The organism is Streptomyces griseiscabiei, from assembly GCF_020010925.1.
GTDB classification, from domain to species: Bacteria; Actinomycetota; Actinomycetes; order Streptomycetales; family Streptomycetaceae; genus Streptomyces; species Streptomyces griseiscabiei.
Window position 1 is genome coordinate 684632 of the sequence record NZ_JAGJBZ010000001.1, and the last position, 22729, is coordinate 707360.

The following is a 22729-nucleotide window of genomic DNA, read 5'->3' on the forward strand; positions in this document are numbered from 1 at the left end:
CCCCACAAACCAAGCCCCCGAACAGAGAAGGCGGCACCCCCGCACAGGGTGCCGCCTTCTCTTCGTGAGCCGGAACCGCCGCCCATCGGTGAGGGTCGGTCGGGGACGAGCGGCGGTTCCGGGGTCGGGGTGGGACGGAGGGGTCAGCGGTGGTCGCTGCCGATGGACTGCGAGGCCGCACGCCCCGCTTCCAGGCGGGCGACCGGGATGCGGAACGGGGAGCAGGAGACGTAGTCGAGGCCGGCCTCGTGGAAGAAGTGGACGGACTCGGGGTCACCGCCGTGCTCGCCGCAGACGCCGAGCTTGAGGTCGGGGCGGGTGGCGCGGCCGGCCTCCGCGGCCAGCTTCACCAGGGAGCCGACGCCGTCCTTGTCGATGGTCTCGAAGGGGCTGACCCCGAAGATGCCCTTCTCCAGGTAGGCCGTGAAGAAGGAGGCCTCGACGTCGTCCCGGCTGAAGCCCCACACCGTCTGGGTCAGGTCGTTCGTGCCGAAGGAGAAGAACTCCGCCGCCTCCGCGATCTGACCGGCCGTGAGGGCGGCGCGCGGCAGTTCGATCATCGTGCCGATCGACAGCTTCAGCGACGTCCCCGTCGCCGCCTCCACCTCCGCGATCACCGCGTCCGCCTCCTCGCGGACGATCTCCAGCTCCTGGACCGTGCCGACGAGCGGGATCATGATCTCCGCGCGCGGGTCGCCCTTGGCGTTCTTGCGCTCGGCAGCCGCCTCGGCGATGGCGCGGACCTGCATGGTGAAGAGGCCGGGGATGACGAGGCCGAGGCGTACGCCCCGCAGGCCCAGCATCGGGTTCGCCTCGTGCAGGCGGTGGACGGCCTGGAGGAGACGGAGTTCGTTCTCGTGGGGCTCCTGGCGGGACTCCGCCAGGGCCACGCGGACGGACAGCTCCGTGATGTCGGGGAGGAACTCGTGCAGCGGCGGGTCGAGGAGACGGACCGTCACCGGGAGGCCGTCCATCGCGGAGAACAACTCCACGAAGTCCTTCTTCTGCAGCGGCAGCAGGGCCTTGAGGGACTCCTCGCGCTCGACCTCGGTGTCGGCCAGGATCAGGCGTTCGACCAGTTCACGGCGGTCGCCGAGGAACATGTGCTCCGTACGGCAGAGTCCGATGCCCTGGGCGCCGAAGCGGCGGGCGCGCAGCGCGTCCTCGGCGTTGTCGGCGTTGGCACGCACCCGGAGCCGGCGCTTGCGGTCGGCGAAGGCCATGATGCGGTGGACGGCCTCGACCAGTTCGTCGGCGTCCTGGGCGCCGGCGTGCATCCGGCCCTCGAAGTACTCGACGACGGGGGACGGGACCACCGGGACCTCGCCGAGGTAGACCTTGCCGGACGAGCCGTCGATGGAGATGAGGTCGCCCTCCTCCACCACATGGCCGCCGGGGACCGTCATCCGGCGGCGCTTGGTGTCGACCTCAAGCTCCTCCGCGCCGCACACACACGTCTTGCCCATGCCGCGCGCGACGACGGCCGCGTGGGAGGTCTTGCCGCCGCGCGAGGTGAGGATGCCCTCGGCCGCGATCATGCCGTCGAGGTCGTCGGGGTTGGTCTCACGGCGGACCAGGATGACCTTCTCGCCCGAACGCGACCACTTCACGGCCGTGTACGAGTCGAAGACCGCCTTGCCGACCGCCGCGCCCGGGGAGGCGGCGATGCCGCGCCCGACCTGGGCGACCTTCGCCTCCTCGTCGAAGCGGGGGAACATCAGCTGCGCGAGCTGGGCGCCGGTGACGCGCTGGAGCGCCTCGGCCTCGTCGATCAGGCCCTGGTCCACCAGCTGGGTCGCGATGCGGAAGGCGGCGCCCGCCGTGCGCTTGCCGACGCGGGTCTGGAGCATCCACAGCTGGCCGCGCTCGATGGTGAACTCGATGTCGCAGAGATCCTTGTAGTGGTTCTCCAGGGTCTCCATGATCTGCATCAGCTGGTCGTACGACTTCTTGTCGATGGCCTCCAGTTCGGCGAGGGGGACGGTGTTGCGGATGCCCGCCACCACGTCCTCGCCCTGGGCGTTCTGGAGGTAGTCGCCGTAGACGCCCTGGTGGCCGGAGGCGGGGTCGCGGGTGAAGGCGACGCCGGTGCCGGAGTCGGGGCCGAGGTTGCCGAAGACCATCGAACAGACGTTGACCGCCGTACCCAGGTCGCCCGGGATGCGCTCCTGGCGGCGGTACAGCTTCGCCCGGTCGGTGTTCCAGGAGTCGAAGACCGCGTGGATGGCGAGGTCCATCTGCTCGCGGGGGTCCTGCGGGAAGTCCCGGCCGGCCTCGGTCTTGACGATCTTCTTGAACTTGGTGACGAGCTTCTTGAGGTCGGCGGCCTCCAGCTCGGTGTCGACGACGACCTTCTTGGCCGTCTTCGCCGCCTCCAGCGCCTCCTCGAAGAGGTCGCCGTCGACGCCGAGGACCGTCTTGCCGAACATCTGGATGAGACGGCGGTAGGAGTCCCAGGCGAAGCGGTCGTCGCCGGCCTGCTTGGCCAGGCCCTGGACCGACTTGTCGGACAGCCCGATGTTGAGGACCGTGTCCATCATTCCGGGCATCGAGAACTTGGCGCCGGAGCGGACCGAGACGAGGAGCGGGTCGTCGGCCTGGCCGAGCTTCTTGCCCATGCTCTGCTCAAGGGCCGCGAGGTGGGCGGTGACCTCGTCACGCAGTGCCGCGGGCTCGTCGCCGCTGTCGAGGTAGACCTTGCAGGCCTCGGTGGTGATGGTGAAGCCGGGAGGCACGGGGAGACCGAGGTTGGTCATCTCGGCGAGGTTCGCGCCCTTGCCGCCGAGGAGGTCCTTGAGGTCCTTGTTGCCTTCGGTGAAGTCATAAACAAACTTCACGCCCTCAACGCTCTGAGCTACGTGGCCTACGTGGGGATCTTTGTTTTCCGACACAGGTCCCAACTCCTTGAGGACGCGGTGGCTGCCCTGACGGCGAGGAACATACCCAGATCGAAGGCACCTGGGTACGTCCACTTGCGCGTCATGCGCCTGTAACCACCCGTCCGCCAGGAGATCGAAAGTCAAGGCTTGGCAAGGAGTAGCGGGCGAATGTGTTCACCTCTTGAAGGCAGCCTCTCCCAGATGACCGCCTTTTCGCTCACCTGAGCGGCAATCGACACGCCTGAGTTCGCTCGATGAACGATCAAAGGGTGGCACCCAGTGCCACCCCTTGAAGTCGCAGAACCGCCCATGACTCGCTCATCTGAGCGCAACCCCTATCAGAGGTGGCGAGAATCACGCAGTTCGAGGGGGCGTGATTTCACCATGCGGACCGCTCCGCGGGACGGTCTCGGGACGGAAACACCCCTGTCACACCCCCAGCGCGGCCAGTCTCCGCTCGGCGCGCTCCGGCGCGTACAGATGCTCGACGACCAGCGCACCCGCCCCCACCAGCCCCGCCCGCTCCCCCAGCTTCGAGGTCACCACGTCCAGATGAGCGGTGGAGCGCGGCAGGGCGCGCTGGTAGAGCAGTTCGCGTACACCGGTGAGGAAGGGGGTTCCGGCCAAATCGCCGGCGATCATCAGAACGCCGGGGTTGAGCAGGGTCACGACCGTCGCCAGGACGTCCCCGACGGCCCGGCCCGCCTCCCGGGCGAGCGCCGTCGCCCCGGGATGCCCGGCGGTCAGCAGATCCCGTACATCCGATCCCGAGGCCGCCCGGACCCCGGCCTCCGCCAGCCGCCGGGCCACGGCGCCACCGCTCGCGACCGCCGCCAGACAGCCGTACGAACCGCATCTGCACAGCGCGTCCGCGCCCTGCGGGACCCGGATATGGCCGATGTCCCCGGCGCCGCCGTCCACGCCCCGGTATATCGAGCCGCCGACCACCACCCCCGCGCCGATGCCGGTGGACACCTTGACCAGCGCGAACGCCGAGCAGTCCGGGTATCCGGTGCGCTGTTCGCCGTACGCCATGAGGTTGGCGTCGTTGTCGACGAGGACCGGGACGGCGGCCGGGCCGTTCGCGTGTTCGGTGAAGGCGCGGACCAGCCGGCCTCTTATGTCGTAGCCGTCCCAGCCGGGCATGATCGGCGGCTGGACGACACGGCCGGTCTCGGTGTCCACCGGGCCGGGCACCGCGAGGCCGACGCCGCAGACCGCGTCGGCCGGCCGCCCCGCCTTCTCCAGCAACTCGGCGAACCAGCGCCCGAGTTCGTCCAGTACGGCATCGGGGCCCTCCTCGATCACCAGGACACCGGTGTGCTCGGCCTGGATCTCGCCGGTGAGCGAGAGGACGGCGGCGCGGGCGTGGCGGGTGTCGAGGTCGGCGGTGAGGACGACCGCGTGCTCGTCGTCGAACTCCAGGGTGATGGAAGGGCGTCCGCCCAGCGGGGAGCCGACGGGACCGCCGGCGCCCTCGCGGAGCCAGCCGGCGCGGAAGAGCCGGTCCAGGCGCTGGCCGACCGTGGCCCGGGACAGGCCCGTGGCCTGCTGGAGCGCGCCGCGGGTGGTGGCCCGGCCGCTGCGGACCAGCTCCAGCAGATCTCCGGCACCGGCGTGACTGCCCACGTTCACGGCCCTTCCGCTCATGTCGTTCTCGACCCGGTTCTCGTCGGGTTCCCATGCGGTTCGCACGGTGTCCTCGGTGCCGCCATTGTCGCGGCCCCCGGCTCAGCCGTTCCCGCTCACCCTCTTGCGTTCACCAACTCTGCATTACATATTGAGTTTTGCGTGTTAAGTAGACGTAACCCTACGGTAGCTACTGCCGAACCGGTCGGCACCTTCTCCTCAGGGAGCCCCGCGTGGACCGCACAACCCAGCTCACCGCCCGCCGGCCCGGCGCGGGTGGGCACGTCGGACGCGATGTATACGATCCGGCCGTGCCGTCGCCGCCGCTGCGCCGCGCGGCGGCGCGGGTGCTGGCCGACAACTGGACGGGCCGCTCCACGGTGCCGTCGCGCAAGCTGTATCCGCACCAGTGGTCGTGGGACTCGGCGTTCATCGCGATCGGGCTGCGGCATCTGTCGCCGCTGCGCGCGCAGACCGAGCTGGAGACACTGCTGGCGGCGCAGTGGGGCGACGGGCGGATCCCGCACATCGTCTTCAACCCCGCCGTACCGCTCGACGCGTACTTCCCGAGCCCCGACTTCTGGCGCTCCTCCACGGCGGGACGCGCCGCGGGCGCCCCGCGCGCCGTCCAGACCTCGGGCATCGTGCAGCCGCCGGTGCACGCGCTGGCGGCCTGGCTGGTGCATCTCGCCGACCCCGGGCTGTCCCGGGCGCGCGGCTTCCTGTCCCGGGTGTACGCGCCGCTGGCCGCCTGGCACCGCTATCTGCTGCACCGCCGCGACCTGGGCGGCGGCGGGCTGGCCTCGGTCGTCCACCCCTGGGAGCAGGGCATGGACAACAGCCCCGCCTGGGACGCCCCCCTCGCCCGGATCACCCCGGCACCGGCCCGCTCCTTCCGCCGCGCCGACCTCGACCACGGCGCGGCCGAGGACCGGCCGACGGATCTGGACTACGGACGGTACGTACGGCTGGCGGCGGACTACCGCGACGCCGGATACCGGGACCGGGACCGGGTCGACGGGAGAAGGGGGGCCGCCGGAGGCGAGTTCGCCGTGGAGGACCCGGCGTTCAACGCCCTGCTCATCGCCTCCGAGCACGCCCTCGCCCGGATCGCGAAGGAGCTGGGCGCCCCGGGCACGGCCCGCCACGCCCGCGCGGAACGGCTGACGGCGGCCCTGGTGGAGCGGCTGTGGGCCCCGGCCGAGGGCATGTTCCTGTGCCGCGACACCGTGACGGACACCCTCGTCCCCGAGCGCGGCGTCTCCGGGCTCGTCCCCCTGCTGCTCCCCGGCCTGCCCCGCGACATCGTGGCCGCGCTCGTGCGGACGGTCCACGGACCGCGCTTCGGGCTCGGCAGCGCCACCCGGCTCGTCCCCTCGTACGACCTCACCGGCGAGGCCTTCGACCCGCACCGCTACTGGCGCGGCCCCGCGTGGTTCAACACCAACTGGCTGCTGGAGCGGGGGCTCAGAGTGCACGGGGAGCAGACGCGGGCGGACGCGCTGCGGGCGGCGGTGCTGGAGACCGCGGGGGCCTCCGGGTTCGCCGAGTACGTCGACCCGTACACCGGTGAGGCCTGTGGAGCGCTCGGCTTCGGCTGGACCGCCGCGCTCACCCTCGATCTGCTGCACCGGGACGACCACGGCCGCGGGCCCGGCCCGGAGCCGCACCACGACCACGATCACCATCACCACCGGCACGAAGAGCGCGACGGCCAGGCCATGTTCGGCATGAGTGACCAGGGAGGGGACCGAGGATGACGGACCGGCATCACCTGCTCGTGCGCGGCGGGACGTTCGCCGCCGTGGGCGACGGCGGCGACATCAGCGGGGTGCGGGGCGGCAGTTCACCGGACGGGCTGTTCGTCCGGGACGCCCGGCATCTGAGCCGGTGGCAGCTGACCGTCGACGGCGCGGTTCCCGAGACGCTCACCCCGGTCACCGACGGCGACACCGCGCGCTGTGTGCTGGTGCCCAGGGGCGGGCGCCGGGAGCCGGCCGCGTACACGCTCTTCCGTGAACAGGCCGTCGCCGACAGCGCGTTCGTGGAGACGCTGCGGGTCACGAGCAACCGCCCGGTGGCGACCACGGTCCGGATCGCGATCACCGTCGACGCCGACTTCACCGACCAGTTCGAGCTGCGCTCCGACTTCCGTACGTACGCCAAGAGCGGTGTCGTCAGGAAGCGCGAAGTCCTCGCCGACGGGGTGGAGTTCAGCTACCGGCGCGGCGAGTGGCGGTCGTGCACGACGGTGACGGCCGAGCCCGCGCCGGACGCCGTGGAGGAGACCGGGACGGGGGCGCGGCGCCTGGTCTGGGCCCTCGATGTCGACCCGCACGCCTCGGCGGAGCTGACCCTGCGGGTCATGGCACGGCCGCACGGCGACCGGCGGGCCATCCGGGTGCCGCGCTCCGCTGCCGCCGTGCACGATCAACTCCTCGCGCTGGAGGGCGAGTTCATGGCGGGCGTGGCCTTCCCCACCGGCTGGCCGGAGCTGGCCGCCGCCTGTGCGCGGGGCCTCGCCGACCTCGCCGCGCTCCAGGTCGCGGCGACCGGACCGGACGGCGAGACGCTCCGGGTGCCCGCGGCCGGGGCGCCCTGGTTCCTCACCCTCCTCGGCCGGGACGCCCTGCTGACCTCCCTCTTCACCCTCCCCTACCGGCCGGAGCCGGCCGCCGCCACCCTGCTCGCGCTGGCCGCCGCCCAGGCGACCGAGGTCGGTGTCGGCTCGGTGGCCCAGCCCGGCAAGATCGTGCACGAGATGCGGCACGGCGAGCTGGCGCACTTCGGACAGGTGCCGTACGGCCGTTACTACGGCTCGGTGGACGCGACCCCGCTCTTCCTCGTCCTGCTGGGCGCGTACGTCGAGCAGACCGGCGACGTCACCCTGGCCCGCCGTCTCGAACCCCACGCACGGGCCGCGGTCGGCTGGATGCTCGACCACGGCGGTCTCACCTCGCGCGGCTATCTCGTCTACCGCGCCGACCAGGGCGGCCTCGCCAACCAGAACTGGAAGGACTCCCCCGGCTCGATCTGCTCCGCCGACGGCGGCCGGCCCGCCGCCGGGCCGGTGATGGCGGCGGGCGCTCAGGGGTACGCGTACGACGCGCTGCGCCGCACCGCCGTACTGGCCCGCGCGGTGTGGGAGGACGAGGTGTACGCGGCCCTGCTGGAGCAGGCCGCCGGGGACCTCCGGGACCGGTTCCAGCGGGACTTCTGGATGGCCGGACACGACTTCCCCGCGCTGGCGCTGGACGGCGAGGGGCGGCAGGTCGACGCGCTCGCCTCGGACGCGGGGCATCTGCTGTGGTCGGGGCTGCTGGACAAGGAGTACGGGAAGGTCGTCGGGCGGCGGCTCCTCGAACCCGACTTCTTCTCCGGGTGGGGCGTACGGACGCTGGCCGCCGGTCAGCCCGCCTACCACCCGCTGTCGTACCACCGGGGGTCGGTGTGGCCGCACGACAACGCGCTGATCACGCTGGGGCTCGCGCGGTACGGACTGCACGACGAGGCGCGGGCGGTGGCCTCCGGGATGGTGGACGCGGCGGTGGCGGCCGGGTACCGGCTGCCGGAGGTTCTCGCGGGGTACGGGCGGGACACGCATCCGGTGCCGGTGCCGTATCCGCACGCGTGTGTGCGCGAGGCGCGGTCCGCGGCGGCGCCGCTCGCCCTGCTGACCGCCGTCGGGGGCGCCTAGCCGCTCCGCTGGATGAGCCGATGGGCGCCATCGGGGCGTGGGTGGTCGGCGGGCCGCGGGTCCATCGTGGTTGCTCGCGCAGTTCCCCGCGCCCCTTACGGGGCCTGGAGTTCCGCCAGCAGCCGTCCCGCCCGCTGCCTCGCCTCCATCTCCGTCCATGCCCATTCCGTGGTCGGGGGGCGGTGGGTGGTCCAGGTGTCCCAGTAGCTGCGGGCCTTGCCGTAGCGGTCGGCGACGAGGACGTGGGGGAGGCCGAGGAGGAGGGCGAGGACATGGCCGTGGAGGCGGTCGGTGACGGCGACCCGGCCGGCGGTCAACAGGCGGCAGCCGCGCGCCAGTTGGAGGCGGGCGAGGCCGTCGTAGGCGGCGAGGAGGGCGGGGACGGCGCCGGCCGGGTCGCCGGAGCCGGCCCGGCACAGGGCCCGGGCCCGGCTCCGCCACAGCGCCTCCTTGGCCTGGCGCCAGTCGAGTCCGGTGCCCTCCCGGGTCCAGTCGAAGACGTACGGGCCCGCGCGGCCCCCGCGCGTCGCGCCCCGGCCGGCCGGTGGCCCCTTCGCCGACTCCTTGTCCTCCCTGGCCAGCCAGACCACGTCATGGGCGGCCGTGCCGCCGGTGAGCGCGTCCGGCGGCACCGCGAAGGCCAGGTCGGGGGCGAGCAGGGCCGGGGCCTCGAAGACGGTGCGGCAGCGGTGCAGGCTGTGCCGGTCGCGCAGCAGCAGGGTGAGGTCGGGGTGGGCGTCGAAGACGCGGCGGGCGCGGGTGAGCTTGGTGTGGTCCGTGAAGTGCACGGACTGGGGCAGCTGTACGATCCGGCGGTCCGGGAAGTCCCGGAGGACCTGTTCGCGCAGGAGCTGGCTGTCCTCCCACAGATCGCCGAGGTTCCCGCCGCCCGTCAGCATGATCGGGCCTTCCGGGAGGCAGGCCGCCAGCTGCCCGGCGTCGTACGACATCAGGTCGCAGGCGTAGCGGACGTCCGCCCCGAGCGCGCCGAGCAGCGCGCGCTGGCCGAGCCAGATCGCACTGTCGCCGACGTTGGAGTTCAGCGGGGCGCCGATGACCGCGCACCGGGTGCCGGCCGGCACCAGCCGGTCCAGGACGGTCAGGACGTACGAGACGTGGTGGGCGCAGTGGGGGACGTAGGACGGGGGCGGAACGCACGGGGCGGGGGGCCTGGAGGGTTTGCACTGCGGGGCCGGCGGTTTCCGCGAGGGTCGCTTCGACGGTGCCCTGGCCGGCTTCTTCGGGGTCTCGTTCGCTCCGCACACCAAAAGGCGCTACCCGGACATTTCCCCACTCATTCCAAGATGACGGAAACCGGCCGCACAACGACCGGAACACCGACAGAACGGGCACGCTCGATCGGGCAACTACCCGCCGGACGTGTCCAGTTCGGCATCCTCACCGACACCCGCGCAGTCGTACGGGTCCTTGAGCCAGCCGTCCGGCAGGACCACGCGGTTGTTGCCGGAGGTACGGCCGCGCGGACCGTCGGCGCCGGCCGGCCAGGGCTGGTCGAGGTCCAACTCGTCCAGTCCGGCGCGGAGTTCGGCGAGGGAGGAGGTGATGGCGAGCCGCTTGCGCATCTCGGAGCCGACGGCGAAGCCCTTGAGGTACCAGGCCACATGCTTGCGGAAGTCGACGACCCCCTTGGTCTCGTCGCCGCTCCACTCGCCGAGGAGCGTGGCGTGCCGGACCATGATGGCGGCGACCTCGCGGAGGGCGGGGCGCGCGATGTCCTGCGTACGGCCCTCGAAGGCGGCGACCAGATCGGCGAAGAGCCAGGGCCGGCCGAGGCAGCCGCGCCCGACGACCACGCCGTCGCAGCCGGTCTCCCGCACCATCCGCAGCGCGTCCTCGGCCGACCAGATGTCGCCGTTGCCGAGGACGGGGATCTCGGGGACGTGCTCCTTGAGGCGGGCGATGGCGTCCCAGTCGGCCGTGCCGCCGTAGTGCTGGGCGGCGGTGCGGCCGTGCAGCGCGATGGCCGTCACCCCCTCCTCGACGGCGATACGGCCGGCGTCGAGGAAGGTGATGTGGTCGTCGTCGATGCCCTTGCGCATCTTCATGGTGACCGGGAGGTCACCGGCCCCGCTCACGGCCTCGCGGAGGATGGCCCGCAACAGGTGCCGCTTGTACGGGAGGGCCGAGCCGCCGCCCTTCCGCGTCACCTTCGGGACCGGGCAGCCGAAGTTGAGGTCGATGTGGTCGGCGAGGCCCTCCTCCGCGATCATGCGCACGGCCTTGCCGACGGTCGCCGGGTCCACTCCGTACAGCTGGATCGAGCGCGGCTTCTCGGTCGCGTCGAAGTGGATCAGCTGCATGGTCTTCTCGTTGCGCTCGACCAGCGCCCGCGTGGTGATCATCTCGCTGACGAACAGGCCCTTGCCGCCACTGAACTCCCTGCACAGGGTGCGGAAGGGCGCGTTCGTGATCCCGGCCATGGGGGCGAGGACGACGGGCGGGGTGACGGTGTGCGGGCCGATCCGCAGGGGGGCGGGCGCGAGGGACACGGGCGTGGACATTCCCCCATTGTCACGCACATGGACGCATGCTCGCCATTCATTAGTTAGGCGCACTATCGAGTCGGGCGTACGATGGGCCGCATGCCCGAGCTCAGCCGCCGACACCGTCTGCTCGTGCTCGCGATCTGCTGCACCAGCCTCCTGATCGTGAGCCTGGACAACACCGTCCTGAACGTCGCCCTGCCCGCGATGCAGCGCGATCTGAACGCGAGCCTCGCGGGGCTCCAGTGGACCATCGACGCCTACACCCTCGTCCTCGCGGCGCTGCTGATGCTGGCCGGCTCCACCGCGGACCGGATCGGCCGCAAGCGGGTCTTCATGGCGGGCCTCGTCGTGTTCGCGATCGGCTCGCTGCTGTGCTCCCTCGCCCCGAACCTCGAATCGCTGGTCGCCTTCCGGATGGTGCAGGCGGTCGGCGGCTCGATGCTCAACCCGGTCGCGATGTCGATCATCACCAACACCTTCACGGACCCGCGCGAGCGGGCGCGGGCGATCGGTGTCTGGGGTGCGGTGGTGGGCATCTCGATGGCCGCCGGCCCGATCATCGGCGGACTCCTGGTCGAGTCGGTCGGCTGGCGCTCGATCTTCTGGATCAACCTGCCGGTCGGCCTGGCCGCACTGCTGCTGACCTGGCGGTTCGTCCCCGAGTCCCGCGCCCCGAAGGCCCGCCGCCCCGACCCCGTCGGCCAACTCCTCGTGATCGCGCTGCTCGGCTCCCTCACCTACGCGATCATCGAGGCGCCGACCGCGCCGCTCGCCGAGACCCTCGCCCTCGGCGCGGTCTCCCTGGCCGCGCTGCTCGCCCTGCTGCGCTACGAGCCCCGCCGCGACGAACCCCTGATCGACCTGCGCTTCTTCCGCTCGGCGCCGTTCAGCGGGGCGACGGTGATCGCGGTCAGCGCGTTCGCCGCACTCGGCGGTTTCCTCTTCCTCTCCACGCTGTACCTGCAGAACGTCCGTGGCCTCGACGCCCTGCACGCCGGTCTGTGGATGCTCCCCATGGCGCTGCTGTGCTTCGTCTGCGCGCCGATCGCCGGACGGCTCGTCGGCAGCCGGGGCCCCCGTCTGCCGCTCCTCATCGCCGGGATCGCGATGACCGCGAGCGGGGTGCTCTTCGCCGCGTTCGAGGCCGAGACCGAGAACGTCACCCTCGTCATCGGCTACGTCCTCTTCGGCCTCGGCTTCGGTTTCGTCAACGCGCCCATCACCAACACGGCCGTCTCCGGCATGCCCCGCACCCAGGCCGGCGTCGCCGCCGCGGTCGCCTCCACCAGCCGCCAGATCGGCCAGACCCTCGGCGTCGCGGTCATCGGCGCGGTCCTGGCGGCCGGCATCGGCGCCTCCTCCTACTCCGACGCCTTCGTCTCCGCCGCCCGCCCCGCCTGGTGGATCCTCACCGCCTGCGGCTTCGCCGTCCTCGTCCTGGGCGCCCTCACCACGGGCACCTGGGCCCGGGGAACCGCCGCCCGCACGGCGGAGCGGCTGGAGTCGGTGGAGGTACGGGACGCGGCGGGGGTGGGGTCGTAGGCATCGCGACCCGGGTCGCGGCGCCGGGTGAACACGCCTGCCCTCCGGCTCAGGTTCGCTACTTCGTGACGTTCCTGGCGTCCCTGTAGGCCCGCCACAGCTCGGTGGCCTCAGGACAGTGGATCTGCCCGTACCCGCAGTCGGCGCAGCCCGTCAGATGGGTCATGAACGCCCCGTACCGCGCTTCGCCAGGGAGCCGGTCCGGCAGCCGCAGCGGTTGCGGGCCACGAGGCGTCCGTCCGTTCACACCTTCCTCCGCTTCCGACGCGGCGGGTGGTGGCCGCGGATCAGAACGTTGAAGTCCGAGACCCGCGAGAAGTCGTCACGTGCCCTGGCCTCCCCGCGCTGCCGGGCCCAGTCCGCGCACACCCGGCAGTCCGCCGTCGGCTGGGGCTCGGCGGGCGGGAGCCCCAGAAAGGGTGGTGGATCCATCGTGTTCGGTGCACGTCGCATACTCATACCGCGATGATGGGCGGGCACGAGAAGACGCAGCTAGGCCGTGCCGTGGCCATCCGTGGCCACGTGGCGGCCATGGCCGGGAGACGGCACGATGACACTCCGGACTGGACGCGTGGGCCGCAACGACGCACTCAGGGCCGCCCGGCTCCGGGCGGGCTGGCGCACCGTCGAGCAGGCCGCCACCCGGCTCACCGAGCACGGGCAACAACTCCTCGACGACCCGCACTTCACGGTGTCCCCACGCACGTGGCGCCGGTGGGAAGGCGACCGCCCCGGCTGGCCGCCGGAGGAGACAGCCATCGTCATCCACGACGCGCTCGGCCGCTGGCCCGAAGACCTGGGATTCGCCACCCCGCCAGGGTGGATCCGACCCGAGCACCACGAAGAGGAGCATGTGCGGCGCCGCACCTTCGCGTCCGTCACCGACGCGGCCCTGGCTCCCGGCCCGTTTGCCCCTCAGCACGTCGACCCCGCGCTGATCGACTACTTCCAGCAGCAGCTGGAGGGCCACTATCGGGCGGACATGTTCCTCGGCCCGCACGACCTGATCGGCACTGTGTCCGCGCAGTACCAGCTGATCGACAAGCTCGTCCGCTCGGCGAAAGGCGAGACCCGGCGCGGTCTCCTCAGGGCCGGTGCCGCGTACGCCGCGCTGGTGGGCTGGCTCTATCAGGACGCCGGTGACATGGAGGCCGCCGCGTTCTGGCGCGGCGTCACCCAGGAGATCGCCATGCGGTCGAGGGATCCGCACCTGATCGGCTACAGCCTCGTCAACCAGGCCCAGGTACGCACCGACCTCGGCGACGGCCCCGCGGTCATCGACCTGTGCGAAGCCGCCCTGGCGGATCTCCACCGGCTGGTGCCGAAGGTCCGCATCATGGCCATGCAGCAACAGGCTCACGGCGCCAGCCTCGCCGGTGACCGGGGGGCTGTGGACCGGCTCATCGACCATGCGGACGGACTTCTTGGCAGGGTCGACGACGACTTGCCGTGGGGTAACGCGTGCCGTCGTACGCCCGGTTACCTGGAAATCCAACGCGCCACTTGCTACGGCCGGCTCGGGCTCGGCAGCGAGGCCGTGGCTCTCTGGTCACAGGTCCTCGATGCCGTCCCAGAGACGGCCCGCAGGGACCGGGGCGTGTACCTGGCGAGGCACGCCACAGCGGCGGCGGGCGCGGGTGAGCCCGAACAGGCGGTGGAGATCGCGCGTACGGCGGCAGGCATCGCCGCCGAGACCCGGTCGGCCCGGATGCGGCGGGAGTTGGTCACCCTTCAGCGGGTGATGCGGCCATGGCAGGATGCGCCGGTCGGCCAGGATCTCGCGGAAGTCCTGGCACCCGTGACCGAGGGGAGCTGAGCGTGGCGCAGACACCGGTGCCACTGACCGAGGACGAGATCACGGCAGCGCTGGAGGGCGTGCCGGGGTGGCGGCGGGTCGGAGACGAGATCACCCGCACCTACGGGATCCGGTACCACGGCGGGGTGGCGATGATCGTGCACGTCGCGGACGTCGAGCGGCTGATCGGCCACCACGCGGACATCGACCTGCGGTGGGGCGAGGTGCGGTTCGGGATCACGACCCACGACGCGGGAAACAGGCTGACCGAGGCGGACTTCGACCTCGCCCGGCGCATCGACGCGATCGCGCAGGCGCACCTGGCCGAGCCGCTCGACAACTGACGGCCCACACGGCAGCGCCCGGCTCGGTGATCCGGTAAGGCTCGGTGGTGTCGGAATCACCTATGCGGTCCCTCCCCGTTTCCTTCCCGCTCCAGCGCCAGCGCGTGCAGTCTCTCCAGTCGCCTCCGGGTCTCCTCGTCGACCGGTACGTACGTCACCATGTGGCGCTCCCAGGCCGCGCGGAACTCGGCGGACTCGGTGCGCAGCCGCTTCCTGGGGCTGGCCCCGGGGATGGGGATGCGGGACGCCCTGGTGGTGACCCTGCTGGTCCAACTGGCCGGGGTGGTGCTGACGGTGGGGCTGAGCACACGGCTGCCGCGCGTGGTGCGATGAGCGAGACAGGCCGGAGGGGGCACGGTGACCCGGGTAATCCTGGTGACCCCGGTGACCCCGGTCACCAATGGGATAACTCATCGGCCGTTCCGCCCCGTTGATGTTGGTCTTGCCGCACACTCCTCACGGACCTCACTGATCCCACGGTCACGGAACCGTGGGGGTGCCGGCTGGAGACGTCATGCAGCAGATCAACACGAGCAAGGTGAGCCGCTGGGACCAGCACGGGCGGGAACACACCGTGCGGGTCCAGCGCTCGGGGGTGCAGCGCACGATCAGCTGCGACACCTGCGGCTGGCGCAAGGGCGCGCAGTTCCTGCCGTGGCTGAAGGCGGAGGAACACCTCGCCGAGGCGCATCAGGCGACGGTGGACCCGACGGGGTCGTCCCGTACCGACTCGTAACGCCCCGGGCGCTCAGCCCAGTCGACCGAGCGCCTCGGCGACCCGGTCCATCACACGCCGCCAGTGGGCCCGTTGGCGTTCCCGCTCCTCGGGACCCGCCATGCGCTCCTGGTGGAAGACCAGCACCGACCTGCCGCCCCCGGCCGCCGAGACGGCGACCTGGACGGTCGTGTCGCCGTAGGTGACGCGGATACGGTCACCGGGCCGGTAGCCGCGCACCTCGCCCGTGGCGCCCGAGTCGGTCTCGTACCCGGCACCCTGCTCGGGAGTGAGCCGCGCCCCGGCCCCCAGCCACAGCTCCAGCCCGCGCGGCCCGCTGATGAACTCCCATACGGCGGAGGGCGATTGGGGCAGCGTGCGGGAGACCCCGACCTGCCATCCGGCGTCCTTGGTGAGTCCGGTGGATCGACTGGATCGACTGGATCGACTGGATCGAACGGGCATGAGGATCACCCTTTCTCTAGGACTTCTGCCGTACGCGGTGGGCGCGGACCTTGTGGCGGTTGCCGCAGTGCTCCATCGAGCACCAGCGGCGGCGGCCGGGGCGCGAGGTGTCGACGTAGAGGAGATGGCAGCGGTCACCGGCGCACATCCGGATCCGCTCCGCGTACGGCCCGGTGAGGAGGTCGACGGCATCGCGGGCGACGGTGGACAGCAGCTGCTCGCCGGTCGCCGTACCCGCGGCCCAGCCCCGGGTGCCGTCCGCGCCGATCGCCGGGGCGAGCGGGGGGCGGGCCGCGGCCTCGTTGACGAGGCCGAGGTCGGCGGCGTCCGCCGGGGCTATGCCCAGCTCGGGGAGCCCGGCGCCGCCGACGACACGGGAGACGACCGTACGGGTCAGCGCGTCGCGCAGCCGCCGGGCGTACGCCACGTCCTCCGCCGTGACGCGCAGGGCGAGGGGCGTGGGGGTGAGCCGGGACTGATCGGCCCATGCGACCAGGTCGTCGGGGGTGTGCAGCACCTCGAAGCGGGCCAGGGCGCCGGGGCCGCCGGTGACGAGCAGCTCCAGACACAGCGCGCCGGGATCGAACCGGTAGACGTTCCCGGAGTAGGACCGGAGCCGGATGCCACCCGCTGCCGACACTCCCGGCACCCCCTTCGCAGCCGATGCCCTGGACGTCGAACCCATGTAACCAATATAACCGGTTACATGGCTACGACCACCGCACTGAACTGGAAGCTGGTCATCGACACCCGGGACGCCCAGCCCCAGGCCGACTTCTGGGCCGCGGCGCTGGGCTACGAGGTGGAGGACCCGAGCACCCTGATCACCCACCTCCTCGCCACAGGAGACCTCCCCGAGGCCGCCGTCGCCGAGCACAACGGCCACCACGTCTTCCGCGGCTACGCCGCCGTCCGGCACCCCGACGACCCGTACGACCCCTTCACCGGCATCGGCAGGGGCCGCCGCCTGCTCTTCCAGGACGTCCCCGAAGCCAAGACGGGCAAGAACCGCCTCCACATCGACATCCACGCGGAGCCCGACGGCCTGGACACCCTGCTCGCCCGTCTGGAGACCCTCGGCGCCACCCGCGTCGAGGAGTTCGACCGAGGGCCGGCGGGACACTGGTGGGTGATGCGGGATCCGGAGGGGAACGAGTTCTGCGCGGCGTAGGCGAAGACGCGCGCCAGGGATACACGACGACCATGGGAACGTGGGGAACCGGGCCGTTCGACAGTGATCTCGCCGCGGATTTCGTCGACGCGATGGAGGGGCTGCCACCCGAGCAGGTCGTCGAGGTGCTGCGGAGGGCGCTCCAGCGTGCCGTGGACTCCGGCGACCGGGTGGACGGCGGGGACGGGGCGGAAGCCGTCGCCGCTGCCGCTCTGGTCGCCGCTCAAGTACCCGGCAGCGGCGTGGTGATCGACCCCGACGACGGGCCGAAGGAACCGCTGCCCCGGCTGCCCGTGCCCCTGCGGGCGCTGGCCCGTGAAGCGCTTCGGCGCGTCACAGGGGAGGGGTCCGAGCTTGCGCGGGGCTGGGTGGACGACGGTGATGGCCTCGCCTGGCGGAGGGAAGTGCGGTCGATCGGTGAGGGGCTGGACGCCGGCGGCTGACGACGGTCGGCACCGGAGCCGCGCACCCGTTCAGGCCCGCAGACCCCGCACCACCAGCTCCACCACCGCGCCGAACTGCTCCTCGATGTCCGGCTGTTGCCAGACGGGGGCGTAGGAGGGGTCGTGGAAGCGGGCGGTGGCGTGGAAGACGGCTCGGGCGGTGGTGGGGGGATCGGTGGGGGCGAAGGTGCCGGACTCGATACCGGCCCGGACGATGTGGGCCAGCTGGGCCGTCAGGTCGGCGAGGTGGGCGCCGACCGCCTCGCCGTTCTCCTCGGTGAGGACCTGGTAGGTCGCGAAGAGCTCCGGATCCTCGCCCGCCTTGCGCCGCTTGGCGTCGAAGAGGGCCGCGAGCCAGGCGCGCAGCCGGGCCTCGGGGTCGCCGTCCTCACTGGCGATCGCGGTGAGGGTCGCCGTCGTGCGGTCCAGCCAGCGCTTGGTCACCGCCTCCCGCAGCACCGCCTTCGTACGGAAGTGGCGGTAGACGCTGCCGTGGCTGACGCCGAGCGCGCGGGCCACGTCGACGACGGTGGCCTTGGCGGGCCCGTGGCGGCGCAGCACCTCCTCGGTCGCTTCGAGGATGCGCTCGGCGGTCAGGGCCTCGGAGGCCGGTGAAGGTGACATGGAGGGAACCGTAACCGGGGGCGCGGTCAGTGTTCGCTGTCGAGGTGTGCCATCTGGGCCGCCGGGTAGCGCTCGCCCGCCGCCGCGCCGGACGGTACGGCGTCCTCGATCGCCGCGAGGTCGGCCGCGTCCAGGGTCACCTCCAGCGCGCCCAGCGCCTCGGTCAGCCGGTCCCGGCGGCGGGCCCCGACGAGCGGGACGATGTCCTCGCCGCGGGAGAGCACCCAGGCGATCGCGATCTGCGCGACCGACGCGCCCTTCTGCTCGGCGATCTTCCGCAGGGCCTCGACCAGGTCCAGGTTGTGCCGGAGGTTCTCCCCCTGGAAGCGGGGCGAGAAGCTCCGGAAGTCCCCCGCCGCCAGCTGCCGGTCGCGGGTGTAGTGGCCCGAGATCAGGCCCCGGGACAGGACTCCGTACGCCGTGACCGCGATGCCCAGCTCGCGCGCGGTCGGCAGGATCTCGTCCTCGATGCCGCGCGAGATGAGGGAGTACTCGATCTGGAGGTCCGTGATCGGGGCGGTCGCGGCGGCGCGGCGGATCGTCTCCGCGCCGACCTCGCTCAGGCCGATGTGGCGGACGTACCCCTTCTCGACCAGTTCCGCGATCGCGCCGACCGTCTCCTCGATCGGAACGTCGGGGTCGACCCGGGCGATCCGGTAGACGTCGATGTGGTCGGTGCCGAGGCGCTGGAGGGAGTAGGCGGCGAAGTTCTTCACCGCCGCCGGGCGGCCGTCGTACCCGGACCAGGCCCCGTCCGGGTCACGCAGCGCCCCGAACTTGACGCTGGTCAGCGCCTGCTCCCGGTGGGCGGCGGGCGCGCTGCGCAGGGCCTCGCCGATCAGCAGTTCGTTGTGGCCCATCGCGTAGAAGTCGCCCGTGTCCAGCAGGGTCACACCGGCGTCGAGGGCCGCGTGGATCGTCGCGACGGACTCGGTCCGGTCGGCCTCTCCGTACAGCGCGGACATGCCCATGCAGCCGAGGCCGAGGGCGGAGACCTGGGGGCCGGTGGAGCCGAGGGTGCGGGTCCGCATCGTGTTCGTCATACGTCCACCATGACATGACAGCTGACAGATTTCAATATCTGTCAGCTGTCATGTGTCAGCACCTGGGTGTGATCACCCCTGCCGCAGCGGTATCGCCAGGTCCACCACCTGCCGCCCCTTCGGGAAGGCGCCCATCGGACTCGCCTTCCCCGTCAGGAGGTCGACGCCGAAGAGGCGCTTCCCCGTCACCGCGTACCCGGCGTTCATCCCGCTCCCCGCCGAGCCGTAGATGTCGAATCCGGAGTCCGCCGGGGCGTCGGCGCCGAGGCCGCCGGTGGGCGCGAGGCTGCCCGCGTTGGCCGGGGACTGGAGCGACACCCGGTCCCGGGCGGTGTCGAGGTCGAAGAGGGTGGTCGCCGTCGCGGCGTCGAGGTCGTTGTTCGTGTACGCCGCCCCGGTCACCCCCCGGGCCGTGACACCGGCCGTGGCGGGCGGGACCGGCGGGTCGGTCAGCGTGCCGTCGACGGCCGTGGTGCCGGCGGCCGGGGCGCCCTGGGCGTCGTCGAGGTTGTGGCGGAGGTTCTGGCCGGTGTCGCTGATCACCCGGAGACGGTTGGCGGCGGGGTTGAAGTCCACCCCGTACGCCGTGCCCCGGAGGGCGACCGTGAGCTGGGAGACCTTGGTGGCCTTGGCGCCCACCTCGCGGATCGTGTAGACGCCGCCCTTGTCGCCGACGCCGTACAGCTTGCTGTTCTGGACGCGGTAGTCGATGCCGACGAGCTTCGTGTCGCCCCTCAGGCCGCCGATCCGGCCCAGCGGGGCGACGGCGCCCGGCCTGTCGACGCGGAAGACGACGAGCCGCTGATCGGCGGTGAGACCGACCGCCTTCAGCCGGGCGGGCACCTTCGCCCCGCCGGCGCCCAGGACGCCGCCCTTGGCCTCGACGCCGGCCCCGGGACCGGCCGTCCCGTCCTCCGACGACCCGGACGACGCCGACGTCCCGGACGACGCCGACGACCCGGACGATCCGCCCAGCGCCCCCGCCCCGACCGCGCCGACCGTGCCGATCGCCACCGTCATCGTGAGTACGCCGATAATCGCTTGCTTGCGCATGTACGCCCCCGTGAAACCGAGCGGCCCGCCCCCTGCGGGCCGTATGACCTCTCCTTCGGCGCGGGGAAGGGCCCGGATTGGTGGGTCGTACGGGAAATTTCCGGGAACGGGGCGGGAACGGACCAAGCCTCCCTGTCATTCCGTTGGACACCATTCGTCCGCTCTCGGACAATTCGAGGGGTGAGCATACGTATCGCCACCTTCAACGCCGAGAACCTCTTCCGCCGGCCGACGGTGTTCGGCCTCGACGACGACGAGCGGCGCAAGGAGATCCTGGACGACTTCACCGAACTGGTCGCTCTCCTCGGCAAGGAGATCTACCAGGAGGCGGACAAGGCGCGGATCGCCGAGCTGATCGTGAAGCACGACGCACAGGACTCGAACGCGGGCAGCCGCCGCCCGTTCTACGTCAACCAGCCCCGGGGCGGCGCCAAGCTCTACACCGTGTCCACGGCCGGCGGCCCGCCCGTCAAGGTCGTCGCCAAGGGCCGGGCGAAGTGGTCCGGTTGGGCCGAGCTGGTGCGGGGCGACATCCGCTGGGACGCGGTGGAGAACACCGCCCGGGTGATGGCCGAGATCGACGCGGACATCCTGCTCGTGGTCGAGGTGGAGGACCGGCTCACCCTGGACCGCTTCAACACCCAGGTGCTGGGCGGCACGGCCGGGCACGACCCGTACCCGTTCAATCTGCTCGTCGACGGCAACGACAGCCGGGGCATCGACGTCGGCATCCTCAGCCGCTTCCCGGTCACCTCCGTGCGGTCGCACATCTTCGACCTCGGCGACAACGGCACCCCGGTCTTCAGCCGGGACTGCCCCGAGTTCGAGGTGGAGGTGGGCGGCGAGCCGCTGTGGATCCTCGGCAACCACTTCAAGAGCAAGGGCTTCGGCAAGGCCTCCGAGAACGACAGGCGCCGCAAGGCCCAGGCGAAGCGGGTCAGGGAGATCTACGAGGCCGCCCTCACCCGCTCCTCACGCGTCGTGGTCGCCGGCGACCTCAACGACTCGCTCGCCAGCCCCCCGATCAGGCTCCTCCTCGACGCGGGCCTGCGCGAGGCCATGACCCACGACAGCTACGGCGCCCAGCCCCCGGGCACCCACGGCACCGGCAAGCGCGACGAGCAGAAGCTCGACTACCTCATGTTCAGCCCGGAGTTGTGGGACCGGGTGACGCATGTGGGCGTGGAGCGCCGGGGCATCTGGGCCCCGAGGACCTTCGAGTCCTTCACCACGGTCACCTCGAAGGCCGACCAGGCCTCGGACCACGCGGCCCTCTTCGCCGACCTGGACCTGTGACGGCCCCTGCGAAACGCCGGGTTCCCCGCACCCCGAGGGGCCGAAGGCCCTTGAAGGGGCGCGGGGAACTGCGCGATCAGCCACGACTAACCCGCGGCCGGCCATCAACCCGAGCCAGGCAGACGCTGACCCGGAAAACGCCTAGGCGCCGACCAACCGACCCGCGAGGTAACCCTCGATCTGGTCGAGAGACACCCGCTCCTGCTTCATCGAGTCCCGCTCCCGCACGGTCACCGCGTTGTCGTCGAGCGTGTCGAAGTCCACGGTCACGCAGTACGGCGTACCGATCTCGTCCTGGCGACGGTACCGGCGCCCGATCGCACCCGCGTCGTCGAAGTCGATGTTCCAGTTCTGCCGCAGCGCCGCCGCGAGGCCCTTGGCCTTCGGGGACAGCTCGGGGTTGCGGGAGAGCGGGAGCACCGCGACCTTCACCGGCGCGATGCGGTGGTCGAGCCGCAGCACCGTGCGCTTCTCCAGCTTGCCCTTGGCGTTGGGCGCCTCGTCCTCGTTGTACGCGTCGAGCAGGAACGCCAGCATCGTGCGGCCGACACCGGCGGCGGGCTCGATGACGAACGGCGTGTAGCGCTCGCTGGACTCCTGGTCGTAGTACGACAGGTCCTGGCCGGAGGCCTTGGAGTGCGCGGAGAGGTCGAAGTCGGTGCGGTTGGCGACGCCCTCCAGCTCACCCCACTCGTTGCCGCCGAACTGGAAGCGGTACTCGATGTCGGCGGTGCGCTTGGAGTAGTGGGAGAGCTTCTCCTGCGGGTGGTCGTACCACCGCATGTTCTCCTCGCGCATGCCGAGGCCGGTGTACCAGTTCCACCGCTCCTGCATCCAGTACTCCTGCCACTTCTCGTCCTCGCCCGGCTTGACGAAGAACTCCATCTCCATCTGCTCGAACTCGCGGGTGCGGAAGATGAAGTTGCCGGGCGTGATCTCGTTGCGGAAGGACTTGCCCATCTGGGCGATGCCGAACGGCGGCTTGCGGCGCGAGGTGGTCTGCACCTGGGCGAAGTTGGTGAAGATGCCCTGGGCGGTCTCGGGGCGCAGATAGGCGACGGAGCCGGTGTCCTGCGTGGGGCCGAGGTGCGTGGAGAGCAGACCCGAGAACTGCTTGGGCTCGGTGAACTGGCCCTTCGTACCGCAGTTGGGGCAGTTGACGTCCGCGAGGCCGTTCTCCGGCAGGCGGCCCTTCTTCGCCTCGTACGCCTCCTCCAGGTGGTCCGCGCGGAACCGCTTGTGGCAGGAGGTGCACTCGGTGAGCGGGTCGGAGAAGGTGGCGACGTGGCCGGAGGCGACCCAGACCTCGGGGGCCAGGATGACGGACGAGTCGATACCGACCACGTCCTCGCGCGACGTCACCATGTAGCGCCACCACTGACGCTTGATGTTCTCCTTGAGCTCGACACCCAGCGGTCCGTAGTCCCAGGCGGCACGCTGGCCGCCGTAGATCTCGCTGCACGGGAATACGAAGCCACGGCGCTTGCTCAGGCTGACGATGGTGTCGATCTTGTCGGCGGCCACGG

The 22729-nt window shown here is 71.6% G+C and carries 21 protein-coding genes and 1 pseudogene; 10 read left to right on the plus strand and 12 right to left on the minus strand.

What is annotated here, in order from left to right:
- Positions 1-143: 143 nt before the first annotated feature.
- Together ppdK and J8M51_RS02945 are read right to left on the minus strand one after the other, a co-directional pair.
- Entirely contained in the window at positions 144-2891 is a 2748-nt protein-coding gene (ppdK, locus tag J8M51_RS02940) for a pyruvate, phosphate dikinase (RefSeq protein WP_086758062.1), read from the minus strand.
- 417 nt (positions 2892-3308) lie between these two features.
- The gene (locus J8M51_RS02945; protein ID WP_179203213.1) at positions 3309-4529 is read right to left on the minus strand and encodes an ROK family protein; all 1221 of its coding nucleotides are present in this window, start codon (positions 4527-4529) and stop codon (positions 3309-3311) included.
- A gap of 212 nt (positions 4530-4741) precedes the next feature.
- Between J8M51_RS02945 and J8M51_RS02950 the strand changes: the two genes are divergently transcribed.
- Positions 4742-6268, plus strand: a complete 1527-nt coding sequence (locus tag J8M51_RS02950; protein ID WP_086758060.1) for an MGH1-like glycoside hydrolase domain-containing protein — start codon at positions 4742-4744, stop codon at positions 6266-6268.
- Positions 6265-8205 (plus strand): amylo-alpha-1,6-glucosidase, encoded by a 1941-nt coding sequence (locus J8M51_RS02955; protein WP_267298941.1) that lies wholly within the window; start codon positions 6265-6267, stop codon positions 8203-8205. The genes J8M51_RS02950 and J8M51_RS02955 overlap by 4 nt, the downstream gene beginning before the upstream one ends.
- A 95-nt stretch (positions 8206-8300) precedes the next feature.
- Here the strand turns inward: J8M51_RS02955 and J8M51_RS02960 are convergent, their stop codons facing one another.
- Together J8M51_RS02960 and dusB are read right to left on the minus strand one after the other, a co-directional pair.
- Positions 8301-9287, minus strand: a complete 987-nt coding sequence (locus J8M51_RS02960; RefSeq protein ID WP_267298942.1) for a polysaccharide pyruvyl transferase family protein — start codon at positions 9285-9287, stop codon at positions 8301-8303.
- 285 nt (positions 9288-9572) lie between these two features.
- Positions 9573-10727: a tRNA dihydrouridine synthase DusB gene (dusB, locus tag J8M51_RS02965; protein WP_216587041.1), complete on the minus strand. Its 1155-nt coding sequence runs from the start codon at positions 10725-10727 to the stop codon at positions 9573-9575.
- An 81-nt stretch (positions 10728-10808) separates the two neighbouring features.
- Here dusB and J8M51_RS02970 point away from each other — a divergent pair, with 81 nt between their 5' ends.
- On the plus strand, positions 10809-12254 hold the full coding sequence (locus J8M51_RS02970) for an MFS transporter (RefSeq protein WP_086761429.1): 1446 nt from the start codon (positions 10809-10811) through the stop codon (positions 12252-12254).
- A gap of 243 nt (positions 12255-12497) precedes the next feature.
- Here J8M51_RS02970 and J8M51_RS02975 read toward each other — a convergent pair whose 3' ends face one another.
- Entirely contained in the window at positions 12498-12713 is a 216-nt protein-coding gene (locus tag J8M51_RS02975; RefSeq protein ID WP_236067290.1) for a hypothetical protein, read from the minus strand.
- Between the two features lie 91 nt (positions 12714-12804).
- Between J8M51_RS02975 and J8M51_RS02980 the strand changes: the two genes are divergently transcribed.
- Both J8M51_RS02980 and J8M51_RS02985 read left to right on the plus strand, forming a co-directional pair.
- A complete protein-coding gene (locus tag J8M51_RS02980; protein ID WP_256966071.1) occupies positions 12805-14070 on the plus strand; it encodes a Twin-arginine translocation pathway signal in 1266 nt (421 codons plus the stop codon).
- A gap of 2 nt (positions 14071-14072) precedes the next feature.
- Complete coding sequence (locus tag J8M51_RS02985; protein ID WP_179203386.1) at positions 14073-14393, plus strand: 4a-hydroxytetrahydrobiopterin dehydratase; 321 nt, start codon at positions 14073-14075, stop codon at positions 14391-14393.
- Between the two features lie 56 nt (positions 14394-14449).
- On the opposite strand, the pseudogene J8M51_RS46440 reads toward J8M51_RS02985, so the two are convergent.
- Positions 14450-14605: pseudogene (locus J8M51_RS46440) on the minus strand (XRE family transcriptional regulator); the annotation flags it as partial.
- Here J8M51_RS46440 and J8M51_RS02995 point away from each other — a divergent pair.
- On the plus strand, positions 14553-14726 hold the full coding sequence (locus J8M51_RS02995) for a hypothetical protein (RefSeq protein ID WP_179203385.1): 174 nt from the start codon (positions 14553-14555) through the stop codon (positions 14724-14726). The pseudogene J8M51_RS46440 and the gene J8M51_RS02995 sit on opposite strands and share 53 nt — an antisense overlap.
- A 181-nt stretch (positions 14727-14907) precedes the next feature.
- Positions 14908-15129 (plus strand): hypothetical protein, encoded by a 222-nt coding sequence (locus J8M51_RS03000; protein ID WP_086761421.1) that lies wholly within the window; start codon positions 14908-14910, stop codon positions 15127-15129.
- Between the two features lie 12 nt (positions 15130-15141).
- Here the strand turns inward: J8M51_RS03000 and J8M51_RS03005 are convergent, their stop codons facing one another.
- Together J8M51_RS03005 and J8M51_RS03010 are read right to left on the minus strand one after the other, a co-directional pair.
- Positions 15142-15573 carry an SRPBCC domain-containing protein gene (locus J8M51_RS03005; protein ID WP_086761423.1) on the minus strand — a complete coding sequence of 144 codons (432 nt, stop codon included), beginning with the start codon at positions 15571-15573 and terminating at the stop codon, positions 15142-15144.
- A gap of 16 nt (positions 15574-15589) precedes the next feature.
- Positions 15590-16258, minus strand: coding sequence for a CGNR zinc finger domain-containing protein (locus tag J8M51_RS03010; protein WP_086761425.1), 669 nt, complete (start codon positions 16256-16258; stop codon positions 15590-15592).
- A gap of 21 nt (positions 16259-16279) precedes the next feature.
- Between J8M51_RS03010 and J8M51_RS03015 the strand changes: the two genes are divergently transcribed.
- Positions 16280-16744: a VOC family protein gene (locus J8M51_RS03015; RefSeq protein ID WP_216587039.1), complete on the plus strand. Its 465-nt coding sequence runs from the start codon at positions 16280-16282 to the stop codon at positions 16742-16744.
- Between the two features lie 32 nt (positions 16745-16776).
- Complete coding sequence (locus tag J8M51_RS03020) at positions 16777-17187, plus strand: DUF4259 domain-containing protein (protein ID WP_267298943.1); 411 nt, start codon at positions 16777-16779, stop codon at positions 17185-17187.
- Between the two features lie 30 nt (positions 17188-17217).
- On the opposite strand, the gene J8M51_RS03025 is transcribed toward J8M51_RS03020, so the two are convergent.
- The 3 genes from J8M51_RS03025 to J8M51_RS03035 form a co-directional block, all read right to left on the minus strand.
- The gene (locus J8M51_RS03025) at positions 17218-17811 is read right to left on the minus strand and encodes a TetR family transcriptional regulator (RefSeq protein ID WP_267298944.1); all 594 of its coding nucleotides are present in this window, start codon (positions 17809-17811) and stop codon (positions 17218-17220) included.
- A 26-nt stretch (positions 17812-17837) separates the two neighbouring features.
- Positions 17838-18854, minus strand: coding sequence for an aldo/keto reductase (locus J8M51_RS03030; RefSeq protein WP_267298945.1), 1017 nt, complete (start codon positions 18852-18854; stop codon positions 17838-17840).
- A gap of 72 nt (positions 18855-18926) precedes the next feature.
- The gene (locus tag J8M51_RS03035) at positions 18927-19907 is read right to left on the minus strand and encodes a DUF4394 domain-containing protein (protein ID WP_086755815.1); all 981 of its coding nucleotides are present in this window, start codon (positions 19905-19907) and stop codon (positions 18927-18929) included.
- A 180-nt stretch (positions 19908-20087) separates the two neighbouring features.
- Between J8M51_RS03035 and J8M51_RS03040 the strand changes: the two genes are divergently transcribed.
- Positions 20088-21203, plus strand: a complete 1116-nt coding sequence (locus J8M51_RS03040; RefSeq protein ID WP_086755814.1) for an endonuclease/exonuclease/phosphatase family protein — start codon at positions 20088-20090, stop codon at positions 21201-21203.
- A gap of 141 nt (positions 21204-21344) precedes the next feature.
- Here J8M51_RS03040 and J8M51_RS03045 read toward each other — a convergent pair whose 3' ends face one another.
- Positions 21345-22727 (minus strand): glycine--tRNA ligase, encoded by a 1383-nt coding sequence (locus J8M51_RS03045; protein WP_086755813.1) that lies wholly within the window; start codon positions 22725-22727, stop codon positions 21345-21347.
- Positions 22728-22729: the final 2 nt, after the last annotated feature.